This window comes from Thalassospira tepidiphila MCCC 1A03514 (assembly GCF_001662875.1).
In the GTDB taxonomy this organism is placed as follows: domain Bacteria; phylum Pseudomonadota; class Alphaproteobacteria; order Rhodospirillales; family Thalassospiraceae; genus Thalassospira; species Thalassospira tepidiphila.
The window spans coordinates 1-12,727 of record NZ_JPVZ01000001.1 but is presented as its reverse complement, the minus strand read 5'-3'; the positions used below and the strand labels follow the sequence as shown (position 1 = coordinate 12,727).

12 protein-coding genes and 1 pseudogene are annotated in these 12,727 nt (G+C 54.5%); 6 read left to right on the top strand and 7 right to left on the bottom strand.

What is annotated here, in order from left to right:
• Window positions 1-43: 43 nt before the first annotated feature.
• A complete protein-coding gene (locus TH4_RS00060; RefSeq protein ID WP_064779462.1) occupies window positions 44-616 on the bottom strand; it encodes a GNAT family N-acetyltransferase in 573 nt (190 codons plus the stop codon).
• Window positions 617-717: 101 nt separating this feature from the next.
• Between TH4_RS00060 and TH4_RS21010 the strand changes: the two are divergent.
• Together TH4_RS21010 and TH4_RS00055 are read left to right on the top strand one after the other, a co-directional pair.
• A pseudogene (locus TH4_RS21010) lies at window positions 718-897 on the top strand (helix-turn-helix domain-containing protein); the annotation flags it as partial.
• A 51-nt stretch (window positions 898-948) separates the two neighbouring features.
• Window positions 949-1,620 carry a LysR family transcriptional regulator substrate-binding protein gene (locus TH4_RS00055; protein ID WP_425337450.1) on the top strand — a complete coding sequence of 224 codons (672 nt, stop codon included), beginning with the start codon at window positions 949-951 and terminating at the stop codon, window positions 1,618-1,620.
• Between the two features lie 5 nt (window positions 1,621-1,625).
• On the opposite strand, the gene TH4_RS00050 is transcribed toward TH4_RS00055, so the two are convergent.
• The 3 genes from TH4_RS00050 to TH4_RS00040 all read right to left on the bottom strand — a co-directional run bounded on the left by TH4_RS00050 (window position 1,626) and on the right by TH4_RS00040 (window position 4,590).
• Window positions 1,626-2,435, bottom strand: coding sequence for a DeoR/GlpR family DNA-binding transcription regulator (locus TH4_RS00050; RefSeq protein WP_064779458.1), 810 nt, complete (start codon window positions 2,433-2,435; stop codon window positions 1,626-1,628).
• Between the two features lie 166 nt (window positions 2,436-2,601).
• On the bottom strand, window positions 2,602-3,282 hold the full coding sequence (locus tag TH4_RS00045) for a DUF1013 domain-containing protein (RefSeq protein ID WP_008891656.1): 681 nt from the start codon (window positions 3,280-3,282) through the stop codon (window positions 2,602-2,604).
• Between the two features lie 300 nt (window positions 3,283-3,582).
• Window positions 3,583-4,590: an NAD(P)H-quinone oxidoreductase gene (locus tag TH4_RS00040; RefSeq protein WP_064779456.1), complete on the bottom strand. Its 1,008-nt coding sequence runs from the start codon at window positions 4,588-4,590 to the stop codon at window positions 3,583-3,585.
• Window positions 4,591-4,679: 89 nt separating this feature from the next.
• On the opposite strand from TH4_RS00040, the gene TH4_RS00035 reads away from it, so the two are divergent.
• Together TH4_RS00035 and TH4_RS00030 are read left to right on the top strand one after the other, a co-directional pair.
• On the top strand, window positions 4,680-4,874 hold the full coding sequence (locus TH4_RS00035) for a DUF1192 domain-containing protein (protein WP_064779454.1): 195 nt from the start codon (window positions 4,680-4,682) through the stop codon (window positions 4,872-4,874).
• 491 nt (window positions 4,875-5,365) lie between these two features.
• The gene (locus tag TH4_RS00030; RefSeq protein WP_008891653.1) at window positions 5,366-5,812 is read left to right on the top strand and encodes a DUF1465 family protein; all 447 of its coding nucleotides are present in this window, start codon (window positions 5,366-5,368) and stop codon (window positions 5,810-5,812) included.
• A 120-nt stretch (window positions 5,813-5,932) separates the two neighbouring features.
• On the opposite strand, the gene TH4_RS00025 is transcribed toward TH4_RS00030, so the two are convergent.
• Window positions 5,933-7,756 (bottom strand): adenylate/guanylate cyclase domain-containing protein, encoded by a 1,824-nt coding sequence (locus tag TH4_RS00025; RefSeq protein ID WP_064779452.1) that lies wholly within the window; start codon window positions 7,754-7,756, stop codon window positions 5,933-5,935.
• 255 nt (window positions 7,757-8,011) lie between these two features.
• Window positions 8,012-8,236, bottom strand: a complete 225-nt coding sequence (gene rpmE, locus TH4_RS00020) for a 50S ribosomal protein L31 (protein WP_008891651.1) — start codon at window positions 8,234-8,236, stop codon at window positions 8,012-8,014.
• Between the two features lie 267 nt (window positions 8,237-8,503).
• On the opposite strand from rpmE, the gene cyaY reads away from it, so the two are divergent.
• On the top strand, window positions 8,504-8,842 hold the full coding sequence (cyaY, locus tag TH4_RS00015) for an iron donor protein CyaY (protein ID WP_063088989.1): 339 nt from the start codon (window positions 8,504-8,506) through the stop codon (window positions 8,840-8,842).
• Between the two features lie 49 nt (window positions 8,843-8,891).
• A complete protein-coding gene (locus tag TH4_RS00010) occupies window positions 8,892-10,688 on the top strand; it encodes an ABC transporter transmembrane domain-containing protein (protein WP_064779451.1) in 1,797 nt (598 codons plus the stop codon).
• Between the two features lie 179 nt (window positions 10,689-10,867).
• Here the strand turns inward: TH4_RS00010 and TH4_RS00005 are convergent, their stop codons facing one another.
• On the bottom strand, window positions 10,868-12,040 hold the full coding sequence (locus TH4_RS00005) for a M23 family metallopeptidase (protein ID WP_064779450.1): 1,173 nt from the start codon (window positions 12,038-12,040) through the stop codon (window positions 10,868-10,870).
• Window positions 12,041-12,727 lie beyond the last annotated feature (687 nt).

Genomic DNA, 12,727 nt, shown 5'->3' with positions numbered 1-12,727 from the left:
TTGCACCCGCTTTTGCTTTCAAAAGCGGGTGCTTTTTTTAGGATCAAGTTTTGGGAATGATCGGGCTGTCGTCGCCAAGTGGCCGTTGCATCAGGACCGAGTCAAGCCAGCGGTCAAACTTGTAGCCGACCTTTTTAAACGTACCGACCATTTCAAAGCCATGGCGTTGATGCAGGCTGATCGATGCCTTGTTCGCACTATCCCCGATCACGGCAACCATTTGGCGCCACGGGCCGTCTTCGCACCGTTTAATCAGGGCCGCCATCAGAAGGCTGCCAACCCCCTGGCCGACGCAATCATGGGCCACATAGATCGAATTTTCGACCGTATGGCGATAGGCCGTGCGAGGGCGATAGGTGCCAGCGTAACAATAACCAACAATCGCATCGAGGCGGACCGCAACGAGATAGGGCAGGCCTTTATCGCGAATGGCGGCGAACCGATTGGCAATCTCGGCCTCGCCAGGTGCCGTTTCTTCAAACGATGCCGTGCCATGCAGAACATGGTGGCGATAAATCGCCGTGATGGCCGGGATGTCTTCAAGTCCGGCATCGCGGATGGTGATGTTTGGTGACAGGGTTGTGGCAACGTCTTGGGCTGGGGTGTTCGAAGGCATGTTTTTTTATCCGGCATGATGATGTTTGAGCTGACATTACGCCCAAATACAGCATAAGTTTAGCTTTGATAAATTATGCACAGCATAAGGAAAAGTTTGGTATGCGTGCACTTAACCTTGATCAGCTTCATGCCTTTGCCGATGTTGTCGCACTGGGAAGTTTTTCGGCCGCAGCCGATAAGCTAAATCTCAGTCAGCCCGCCATCAGCCAACAGGTGCGTCAGCTTGAAACCCGCATGGGTGTCAAATTGATTGAACGCGTTGGCAAACGTGCCGAGGCCACACCGGCGGGATTGGCCCTTTTGGCCCATATCAGCGACATTGATGCATCTGTGCGCGCGGCCGAGGACGCCGTGGCCGGATTTTCAAGTGGTGCAGCCGGTCGCGTGCGGATCGGAACCGGGGCAACAGCCTGTATCTATTTCCTGCCCGCCATTCTGGAAAAGCTTCAACGCAGCTTCCCAAAACTCGAAATCATGGTTCGTACTGGCAATGCTGGCGACATCGTTCGTGCGATTGAGGACAACAAGCTCGATATCGGCCTTGTGACCATGCCATGCAGTGGGCGCAGCCTTTCGGTGACGCCGATCATGACCGATCCGTTCGTCGCAATCTTTCACGCAGATGCCGATGTCGGGGATGTTATTCGCCCTGTCGATCTGGAAGCGATGCCATTGGTGCTTTATGAACGCGGCGGATTGACCCGCACATTGGTCGATGATTGGTTGCGCAAATCCGGGGTTAATGGTCGTTCGGTGATGGAACTCGGCAGTGTGGAGGCGATCAGGGAACTTGTCGGGGCAGGCATCGGTGCGACGATTCTGCCCGAAATGGGTGCAAGACCAGATCGAACCCAGTTTCCCATCAAGACCCGCCCGTTGTCACCGCCACTCGTGCGTGAACTTGCGCTCATCATGCGTCGCGACAAAACTCTGACCCCGGGACTGCAGGCCGTCTGCAATAGCCTGAAAGCAGCCGCTGACAGGCGCAAAACTGATCGGTAAACCGGTCAGTCTTCGTCCGAAATGAAGAAGGTTGGAAAATCCGCATCCGGCTCCGGCGCGTGAAGCGCCACACCAGCCGTCGTGATCATTTCGGCGATATGATCTGGCGGCGGGCAATCGGTGAAGAACGCGCTGACATTGCGGATGGAGCCGCCGCGCACAACGGCGTTGCGGCCAAACTTTGTGTGATCGGCAACCAGATAGGATTTCCGGGCATTTTTCAGGATGGCGGATCGGGCGCGGACTTCCTGTTCATCGAAATCAAGCAGGCTGCCATCCGGATCAATCCCGCCGACGCCAAAGATGCCGTAATCAACCTTGTAGCTGTTAAAGAACGCCTCGACCTCGGGACCAAGTACATCCCGGTCACGGTTGCGCAGACGCCCGCCAATCAGGGTCACTTCAAAGCTGTCATTGGTGGCCGCGACATAGGCGACATTCAGGTTGTTGGTGAAAATCCGAAGTTCACGATGTTGCAACAAGGCATTGGCGACAAGTTCCGGGGTGGTGCCAATAGAAAAGAACAGCGACGCCCCGTTGGGAATTTCGCGCGCTACCAGGGCCGCGATCTTGCGCTTGTCATTGACGTTCAGAACCTTGCGCGCCCGATAGGCGATGTTTTCATGCTCAAGGGCGGGTTCAACACCGCCGTGACGACGGCGTAGCAGGCCCTCATCGCACAGCGCATTCACGTCGCGCCGGATGGTTTGCGGGGTGACGTCAAAGCGTTCTGCAAGTTGTTCGATGGTGCGAAAGCCATCTGCACGAACAAGTTCGACAATGCCTGCCTGGCGTTCGGTCGGGCGTTTTTGCATGGAAACGTGTCTTCGGTGTTGTTCATTTGAAAAGCAGCCGAATGGTATGTCGCCACCATGTCGGTTGCGTTACCGTTTCGCTGCATTACTGTGAAACAAACCTTACGCAAGCAGGACGTAAACCCCAACGAAAAAGGCCGCCCGGTGGGCGGCCTTTGAAATCCGATCAGGATTTGAAGAGGTTTTCGGCCGCTTCCATGTAATCGGAAGTTTTCGGCTCGTCTTTCTTCTCGTCCTTTTTCTTGCCCGGATAATCCGGTTCCGGATTGATCTGCAGTTCTTCGGGCAGCGGATCCGGCTCGACATCCTTGGCGATCTTTTCCGGGTTCTTCGATCGCGCGATCACGACCTGTTTTTCAAGGTCAAGCTCAGTGCAAAGGCCCATGGTGACCGGGTTGCGCGGCGTCAGGTTGGCCGAGTTCCAGTGCGAACGATCACGGATCTTGCCAATGGTGTCCTTGGTGGTACCGATCAGCTTGCAAACCTGCGCATCGGAAAGTTCCGGATGGTGTTTGAGAAGCCATGCAATCGCATTCGGGCGGTCCTGACGTTTGGAAACCGGGGTATAGCGTGCACCCTTCGACTGCGCGCGCGGGCGCGGCAGGTCGGATTTCGCCATTTTCAGGAATTCGCGCGGGTCTTTTTCGCAACGCGCGATTTCTTCTTTGGTCAGCTGACCATTGGCAACCGGATCAAGGCCAACGATACCCTGGCCGACGTCGCCGTCTGCGATGGCCTGAATTTCAAGCTCATGGAGTTCGGTAAAGGCAGCAATCTGCCGGAACGACAAGCCGGTATTGTCGATAAGCCATACAGCGGTTGCTTTGGGCATGAGGGGCTGTGCCATATTTCCTCCTGTTTCCTTCTTTCTCTCTGGAGACCGGCGATGGGTATAAGGCCCAAAAAGCGCGGGAATGTCTGCCCCAGAATATAATCTCTTTAGGTGGTCCGGCAATGCAGCAAGGTCAACCGCCGGGGTTGCTGCGCATCATCGGATCCGCCATTGCGTTCTTTTCGATCAATGTGCGGGTAAATGCAACAATCTGTTGCGGCATTCTGAAAAGAATATTTCTTTCAGGACCGCAAGCATAGCAATGTTGCCTTGGATCGGTCAGATAAAACTTATCAGACCTTCGTCCATACGCGATCAGTCGACTTCCAGTATCACTTTTCCGATGTGTGCGCCACCCTTCAATGTGGCATGTGCCTCCGATGCCTGTTCAAGCGGGAAGGTCTTGTAAATTACGGGGGCAACTTGACCAGATTCCAGAAGCGGCCAGACTTTTTCGCGCAACGAAGTGGCAATTGCACCTTTGTTGGCAACCGGCTGCGCACGCAACGTTGATCCCATAAGCGTCAGACGTTTGAGCAACAGCGGGGTAAAGTTGGTTTCCGCCTTGGGGCCGCGCAAAAAGGCAATGATCAGAATGCGCGCTTCAAAGGCAGCTGCCTTGAAATTCCGGCTGACATAGTCGCCTGCGACCATATCCAGAATAACATCTGCGCCTTTGCCATCGGTTGCGGCTTTGACCTCTTCGACAAAGTCCTGGGTCTTGTAGTTGATCGCAACATCTGCCCCCAGGTCACGGCAGGCCTGACATTTTTCGTCTGTGCCTGCGGTGGCAATCACCCTGGCGCCAAATGCCTTGGCAAGCTGGATGGCGGTGGTGCCGATCCCCGATGTGCCACCATGCACCAGAAATGTCTCGCCCGCCTTCAGCTGTGCCTTGTCAAATACGTTGTGCCAGACCGTGAAAAAGGTTTCGGGTACCCCGGCGGCGGCTGTCATGGACATGCCTTTCGGCACCGGCAGGCATTGCGCCGCTGGTACTGCGGCATATTGGGCGTAGCCTCCGCCGGTAACCAGTGCGCAAACCTTGTCCCCGCATTTCCAGTCAGTGACGTTTGATCCAACGGCAACAATTTCGCCCGACAGTTCAAGCCCCGGGATTTCCGATGCACCGGGCGGGGGCGGGTACATGCCTGCAACTTGCATCAGGTCCGGTCTATTCACCCCACTTGCCGCAACCCGCACCAACACATCATCCGGGCCAAAGTCCGGCACCGCGACATTACCCAGCACAAGGGCAGGGGTGTCGGTGTCTTTCGTGATCTCGACGGCTTTCATCTTTTTGGGAAATTCTGGATTGGACATCGGGACCTCGTTGGCGAAAATAGCGTTTTATACCTATCTAGGACATGAAGGAAATTCAATGCCCCTGACCTGACAGGGAATAATGGAGGATGATTGTGGACGAAGAAGAGTTTGCTGTTCTCAAATCGGGTGAATTTGGCTTGCCGCGCAATCTTGAAGGAATGTCGGTCACCAGTCTGAAAGACTATCGCGCCGCGCTGGAGCGTGAAATTAAACATGTGGATGAGACGCTCGAACACCGCAAAGGTGTGACCGAGGGTGCAGAAGCATTGTTCAAGAGCTGAAACCCCATCTGGATGCTTCGGAGCGGCATGTTCGATTACTAGACGTGAGGATGGTTTTTTTAAACCTGCGGTTAATTGAAAATTAAACTTGCCGTCTTATATGTGGAATAGAGGGTCATCTGATGGCTCTCTTGTCGAACGTGATGTTTCGATGCCTCCCTGTTAAACTGAGCCGCCCTTTTTTGGGCGGTTCTTTTTCTTTGTGATTGATTTTTAGCGACTTAGTGGCCTGCCAATTAAGGCAGTGCGCATCTGCGTGCCCGTATTAATCTGCAAAAAGGTACGGGTTAATACGTATTGTCACATTTGTGCCATGAATAGCCTTGACCGCCTCTTAAGCGCTGGCTAAAGTTCGCACACAACAAAAACAAAACCAAAAAAAGTCCGGCAAGTTTAGCAGGTTGAGGTGAGACCGCCCCGAAAGTGGGCGGTCTTTCTATTTGCGCAATTCCCGTCTTGAAGCCGCTCAAAACCTTCCCAATATATTCAGGATGACTCACGAGCATCCCCCGACGTCAAAGGCGGCGTCGTATCAAAGCAATTTCTCGGTTGTTCATTTTTCGCGTACCTACGATGAAGCCTTTACACTGCTGATAGAGGCACGGAATTACCTTTCCGCCCATCGAGGCCAAAGCAAGAAACAGGGCAGTCGCGAAGCCGTTGCACAATGCGTCGAAGAGATGCGCATGACCACGCGATTGATACGGGCAATGGCGTGGCTTCTTGCCGTGCGTGCTGTTGAAGCGGGGGAAATCCCCTGGGATGAGGCTGTCGATATCGATGATCTGATGGTCGATCTTCGGGTCTGTACGGTCAATCCGCACGAGGAATATGGCTTTCTCTCGCCCGGTCTTCTCGACCTGATGGGGCGCGCGCATTCACTTTACATGCGTACCGCCCGTATGGAATTGCAGGTCGCCGCACGCTGCAACGGCTAATAGACCTCAGCCTTACCCGAACATTGCTTTTGCCCAGGACTGGTTGCGGCGCGTTTGGTTGATAACGGCGCATAGCGCATTCTGGTGATCAAGGGATATAGGGGGGGGGAGCCGCAAAGCTCAGCTGCGGGCTTGAACCTGAAAGACCTCAATCGGGTCGGCAAAGCCCTTCATCTGACGTGTGCCTTGCGAGACGAAGCTTGCGCGACTGCCGCTATAGGTATTCTTGACGTTTTCCGAAACCAGTGTTTCGTCACCGCCTGCTTGCGCACAGACACGCGCGGCCAGCTGCACCACACTGCCAAACAGGTCGTTTTCCTCGGCAATGGCTTCACCGGCATTGATGCCGATACGGATCTGGAATTTCAGATCCTGGCTGGCATTGTGGGATGCCATGTTTTTTTGGATTTCAATGGCGGCTTCTACCGAACTCGCCGAGGACGGGAACACGGCCATGATGCCGTCGCCCATATGTTTGACTTCCTTGCCATAGTTGTTGATCAGGGCCGTGCGCACGATCTGGTTATGGATATGCACCATCTGCTGTGCGCCATGATCCCCCAGTTCCTGGGTCTTGGCTGTGGAATTGACGATGTCGGTAAACATCAGGGCATGAAGCTTTTTGCCACTGGCACCTTGTGGGCCCGCGGCGGGCTTGTCGCTCCAGTCATTGATTGCTTTGGCAACCGATGACGTGATGCTCTTTTCATCTTTGATATAGGCGTCCATCGACTGGCGGCCCGCGCCATACATATCCTTGTATTTCGGCTCAAGAATATAGTCGTCGACATTCTTGCAGAATGTCTCGGCCATGCTTTTGTTCGCGCCCATTGCCGAAATGCAATCCCGTAAAATGACGCGCCCGTCTTTTTGATCCAGTGCGTGTTTTTCACTGCATGCGTCACAGGCCCCGGCGACATAAAGGTTCACGCCAAACTTGTGATAGGCATCAAGCGACGTCACTTTACGCTGAATGGCTTCGATCGATCCGGTGATGAAGTCGCGCATCTGTTCGCGTGTCGCCCGCATTTCGCGTGTTTCGACCAATGGTTTTTCCGGCGTATCGTCAATCGGCTCCGGTGCGGCCTCTGCCGGTGTGTCGTCCTGCGCGTCTTCTGCGACCTCTACGTCCGTGTCACCATCCTCACGGGCCATTTCGGCCGCCATTTCTGCGGCTGACTTGCGGCGCACATCCGAACCAGATCCCTGTGTGTTGCCCGTGCGATTACCGGTGCGGGCCGTTTTCGATCCTGTCGAACGAAAAGACGCCATCGAAGATCTGCGTGCACGTCCCTTGAACTTTTTGGTCAGCGCCATCAGCATCGGTACGACGCTGGCCAAAAAACCAACGGTGAAGGACAGGAAGTTGGCTTTGTCATAAAAACCCTGACTGATCTTGAGCCCCATCCCCGGCAGGAATTCAAGCCCCTTGGCCGCAAGCAACATGGTGGCAAGGCCAACCGCAATCGCAACACAGAAGGCGACTATCATCTTAAGGCCTAGACCAATAAGGGTCTGGCTTTCTGCAACCGATGCAGTTGGGCGAACAGCTGCGGGTTTCTTTTCGCTCGCAGGTGCCGCATCGTTGGGCTTGTCGGCAGATGTATCTGCCTTTGGCATCATTGGGGCGGGGGCAGGACGCTGCGCATCGGCCTTGGGCGGGGCTGACCGCCTTGGTTTTGCCTGCGGGTTGGTGTTTTCCAGTCTGCCCTGACCGCGCGTTTCGTAAATCACGTATTCGTCAGAGCTGTTGGTTGCGTGGTCGTAAATCTCGCGAATGACTTTCACGCCTGACACGTGATTTGCGCGCTCGATCTGTTTGGCTTCTTCTTCTGCCTGCTTTCTTTGCGCACCAGTAAAGTGACCGTGGATCTGCCACCGGCCTGAACGGTCTTTAACATAGACCTCATAGCTAACCTGGTTACGTGCTGTCACTTGATTCATCTAAGAGCCTGATCATGCGTGCAAGCAGAACAGGGCAGCAGAATCGGTGCCGCCTTATCCTAACGAATGGGATTATGGCAAAAAAATGCCGAAATCACCATCAGATATGCTCAATAACAGCCAAGAGTTGTTCCAACCACAGCTTTTTACCGTCGGCAGCTATGCAAATTCAGGGTTTAGACAAAGAAAAACGCCCGCGGCATCAAGAAGATGCGACGGGCGCTGATCCCACAGAACACAGAAGCGTGTTCTTGCTTAGTTGCCGATATTGAAACCAGCGAAGCGCTTTTTGAACTTAGCAAGCTGCCCGCCGCTGTCCAGAAGACGGTGAACACCAGTCCAAGCCGGGTGGCTTTTCGGATCGATGTCGAGCTTCAACACATCGCCCGGATTGCCCCAGGTCGACTGCGTGGTGAAGGTGCTGCCGTCAGTCATCTGAACGGTGATCTCATGGTAATCGGGATGGATATCTTTTTTCATCGCCTATCACTCCGGAATTTGAAGCGCGGTGTATAGTGTAAAAAATCGGCTCGCGCAACCCCTGTAACCGGTAATTATCCGATTAACGCCAAATGAGGGGAGTGCAGTAGCGATCAGGCGGTCGTTTAACAGTGGTTGACCCATGTTTCAAGCTTTTCTCGCACCCGTGCTTATGCATACTTGCACAGGCCTCTTTATATAGTATGGTGCGCCAACAATTGATTGTCGCCTTGCCGGGGCATTGGACCCCGATGATAGACGGAGAATATGACTGTGGCCCTTGAGGAAACCCGCTTCCATCAGCTTGCAGACGAAACCATCGAAACGCTGTCTGATGTTATTGATGATGCCTTGGGCGATGACCTTGATGTTGATCTGCAGTCCGGCATCCTGACCATCGAACTCGATTCGGGCGAACAATTCATCATCAACAAGCATGGTCCGAACCGCCAGGTCTGGCTTTCTTCGCCGGTCAGTGGGGCAAGCCACTATGACTTTGATGAAGACAACGAAACTTGGACCTCGACCCGCGGTTCGACCACGCTCCATGATCAGCTTTCGGCTGATCTCGCTGTCAAAACCGGGAACAAGCTTGATCTTGGCTGATCTCTTTATATCGGCCGCGTGGTTACCACTGCATACGGAATAAAGTGCCTTGGCGCGTACACCGACTTCTTCTGCAAAACTCACCGATCGTGAAACCAGCCGGAACCTTTCGTCGCTCCGTGCCATTGTCCCGTTCGTCACAAAATACCGTTTGCAGCTGTTCGGCGCGCTGATCGCACTGGTGACAGCATCTGGCACCGTACTTGCGCTTGGCAATGGCCTGCGCATGCTGGTTGACGAAGGCTTTGCCGAAGGTGATGGCTCGCTTCTTGACCGGGCATTGTTCGTTCTGTTTGCAGTAACCCTCTTGCTGGCGGGCGCAAGCTATATGCGCTTCTTCCTGGTTTCCTGGATCGGGGAACGTGTGGTTGCCGATATTCGCTCTGCCGTCTACCGCCATATCATCCGACTGGACTCAGCCTTCTTTGAAGTCACAAGAACCGGTGAAGTTCTTTCGCGTCTGACGACCGACACCACATTGCTTCAGGCCGTCATTGGCTCAAGCGTCTCGATCGCGCTTCGCAATGCCCTGATGTTTGTTGGTGGCCTGACGATGTTGGCCATCACCAGTCCCAAGCTCACAGCCCTTGTCTTGCTGGTTGTTCCTTTGGTGGTCATTCCGATTGTCGGATACGGCCGACGCGTGCGGCGTTTGTCGCGAGAGTCCCAGGATCGGGTTGCCGACGTCAGCGCCTTTTCCGAAGAAACCCTCAATGCGCTGCGCACGGTGCAGGCCTATACCCACGAAGAAATCGAAAGCCAACGTTTCAGTGGCCATGTCGAAGGGGCCTTCAGAACAGCGGTCGCGCGTATTTCTGCCCGCGCACTTCTGACCGCGATTGTTATCGTCATGGTGTTTGGTGCGGTCGGCACCATCCTGTGGATTGGTGGTCATGATGTGCTTGATGGCACGATCTCGGCGGGGGAACTTTCGGCCTTTGTCTTCTATGCCGTGGTGGTTGCCGGTTCCGTTGGCGCCATCAGTGAAGTGATCGGGGATCTGCAACGAGCGGCTGGCGCGGCGGAACGCCTTGTTGCGTTGCTGTCGACGGAACCCAAAATCAAGGCCCCGGAAAACCCCGTCGCGTTGCCAGTACCCCATCAGGGCCATGTCAGTTTCGAAAACGTCACCTTCCATTATCCTGCCCGCCCTGACCGCTCGGCCCTTGAGGGGCTCAGCCTTTCGGTCAAACCGGGGGAAACGGTTGCACTTGTTGGCCCTTCGGGGGCAGGCAAGACCACCGTGTTCCAGCTGTTGCTGCGCTTCTATGATCCGGCAAGTGGTGTGATCAAGGTTGACGGGGTTGATATCAAGACGGCCGATCCGGTCGCAGTACGCGAACGCATTGGTCTTGTCGCACAGGATCCGGTGATCTTTGCGGCCAGTGCATGGGACAACATCCGCTATGGCCGTCCAGGGGCAAGCGATGCTGATGTGCGTGCGGCTGCTGACGCCGCGCATGCCAGCGAGTTCCTTGACCGGTTGCCAGATGGCTTTAATACCTTCCTGGGTGAGAAGGGGGTTCGCCTGTCGGGCGGTCAGCGGCAACGCATTGCGATTGCGCGCGCGATCCTGCGCAATCCGGCCATCCTGCTTCTAGATGAAGCCACCAGCGCGTTGGATGCCGAAAGTGAACAGGTTGTTCAAAAGGCACTTGAAACCATCATGAAAGAGCGCACCACGCTCGTGATTGCGCATCGTTTGGCAACGGTTCTGCATGCAGACCGGATTGCTGTGATTGATGATGGCAAGCTGGTAGCAGTCGGGACTCATCAGGAACTGCTCGAAAGTTCTCCGCTTTACGGGCGTCTGGCCAAGCTGCAGTTTGAACGCGACGCAGCCTGATCTTGGGCCAAAGCCAAAGCGTGCTGTATGGCTGTCCTCTATCTGCTTTCTTTATCGCCACATTCTCCCGACCTAAAACGCTGAGCCTAGGCTTCAACAGTGCAGACATCTGTCTTGATGTCCCAGAAACAAAAAACCCGCCACAAGGGCGGGTTTTTGATTTTGGACCAATCGGGGTCTTATTCGGCGCTGGCGATCTTGCGGTTGCCGATTGACAGTTCAGCATACTGTTTGCGCAACACATCAGAATCCGCAAGGAAGCGATCAAGCTCTTCACCCTTAAGCGTCTTGCCACTCGGCATCTTCACGCGGATCGGGTTGACCTGTGCGTTGTTCTGCAGGATCTCGTAATGCAGGTGCGGACCGGTGGAGCGGCCGGTTGTGCCAACATAGCCGATGATATCGCCCTGCTTGACTCGTGATCCCTGCTTCAGGCCCTTGGCAAAGCCGTTCATGTGGGCATAGGCGGTGGCATAGGAATCATTGTGGCGGATCTGGATGTAATTGCCATAACCGCCATTGCGGCCAATCTTGGCAATCGTGCCGTTACCGGCGGCAAAGATCGGTGTGCCGGTCGGGGCTGCGAAGTCGATCCCCTTATGCATCTTGGTATAGCCAAGGATGGGATGCTTGCGTTTGCCATAACCCGATGACAGACGTGCGCCGTTGATCGGTGTGCGCATCAGCGCACGGCGATAAGATTCGCCCTTCTGGTTATAGAAGTCGGTTTCGCCGTTGCTGTCGGTATAGGAATAAAGCCGAACCTCATGACCGCTCAGTGTCATGCTGGCATAAAGCACATCGCCATAGCGTACGCGTTCACCGGCATCGTTTTTCAGTTCCTGATACATGATCTCAAAACTGTCGCCGGGTTGAATGTCACGCTGGAAGTCGACTTCATAAGAATAAAGTTCGATCAGTTCCATCAGAACCGGGATCGGAACACCGTTGCGTTCCGCTGCCAGAAACAGGCTTTGCTCAATCGTGCCCGACGCAACATTGCGCGAAGGTGTCAGTTCGATTTTGTCCGAGGATGCCTGATAGCCGTCATTGGTGCGCGAAACCGAAACAATGGTTTCCGGGTCCGGCTGGAAGCTCATCTGGTCCAGAAGTTCGATATCGTCCTGCGCATCAGCAGCATAAACAAGGTCGAATTCCTGACCGGCACGCAGCTTGCGTGGATTAAAAACATCGCGCAGGGCTTCAATCGCGTTATAGGCAGATGTCCGCTCAAGGCCCGTGGCGGTCAGTGTTGCCATCAGGTTGGAGCCCTTTTCAAGGACAACCGTTTCGCGGCGTGGTTCAAGATCGGGGATACTGGCGGTTTCAGTGACGTCGGCGTCACCCCCCATAACGAGGCTCTCTGCAGCGCTGGCAGACAGGGCAGTATCCGAGGCGTTCGAATAATGATCAGATAGCAGATATCCGGTTGTTCCCCCCAGAATTACCATCACGCTCGCAATAGAAACCAAGTCTCTTCCGGCCATTGCCGCAGAACTCCCCTAAAAGCCATTTGTCAGTTCACCCGGGCCGTCGCTCTTGTTGGCAACATCGCCAAGAACCTTATACATAAAAGATTTGGCGATGTGAAATGCGAATTGCCGCAGGTAAAAGTGGAACCCGTCCCGACATAATGGCGCGATTTCCTTTACGAACCGTTGAGGGAATCCTGCTGCCTTGGTCACGATGGGCGGCGATCATGTGCCAGCCCACAGTGGCAAGAACATGGCAGCCGAAAACAAAATGAAATCCAGTTCACAGGGCCGCCGATCAAGCGCGCGATATGACATATATATATGTGTCGTTATCTGCCTGTGCTCGGTGTAGGAAAACGACGGCTTCCGATGTTGCAAATGGGCTATATGGAATGACGGGCATGTCGACCGGTCTGATCCATGTTCAACCACGGTTTCTCAACCACGGGATGAAGGGTGAATTCCCCCGGTTCCGGCCAGTTTTGGCCCTTTTTACAAAAATGTCTTTTTCTGACGTTTTTTCTCAAAAAAGGGTTTGACAGTTTTGGGAGTGGGGCCTATAAC

What these genes read in the sequence shown, in the direction of transcription:
- TH4_RS00060 (WP_064779462.1), bottom strand. Translation starts at nt 616, where the DNA reads ATGCCTTCGAACACCCCAGCCCAAGACGTTGCCACAACCCTGTCACCA.
- TH4_RS00050 (WP_064779458.1), bottom strand. Translation starts at nt 2,435, where the DNA reads ATGCAAAAACGCCCGACCGAACGCCAGGCAGGCATTGTCGAACTTGTT.
- TH4_RS00045 (WP_008891656.1), bottom strand. Translation starts at nt 3,282, where the DNA reads ATGGCACAGCCCCTCATGCCCAAAGCAACCGCTGTATGGCTTATCGAC.
- TH4_RS00040 (WP_064779456.1), bottom strand. Translation starts at nt 4,590, where the DNA reads ATGTCCAATCCAGAATTTCCCAAAAAGATGAAAGCCGTCGAGATCACG.
- TH4_RS00035 (WP_064779454.1), top strand. Translation starts at nt 4,680, where the DNA reads ATGATTGTGGACGAAGAAGAGTTTGCTGTTCTCAAATCGGGTGAATTT.
- TH4_RS00030 (WP_008891653.1), top strand. Translation starts at nt 5,366, where the DNA reads ATGACTCACGAGCATCCCCCGACGTCAAAGGCGGCGTCGTATCAAAGC.
- TH4_RS00025 (WP_064779452.1), bottom strand. Translation starts at nt 7,756, where the DNA reads ATGAATCAAGTGACAGCACGTAACCAGGTTAGCTATGAGGTCTATGTT.
- rpmE (WP_008891651.1), bottom strand. Translation starts at nt 8,236, where the DNA reads ATGAAAAAAGATATCCATCCCGATTACCATGAGATCACCGTTCAGATG.
- cyaY (WP_063088989.1), top strand. Translation starts at nt 8,504, where the DNA reads ATGACTGTGGCCCTTGAGGAAACCCGCTTCCATCAGCTTGCAGACGAA.
- TH4_RS00005 (WP_064779450.1), bottom strand. Translation starts at nt 12,040, where the DNA reads ATGGGGGGTGACGCCGACGTCACTGAAACCGCCAGTATCCCCGATCTT.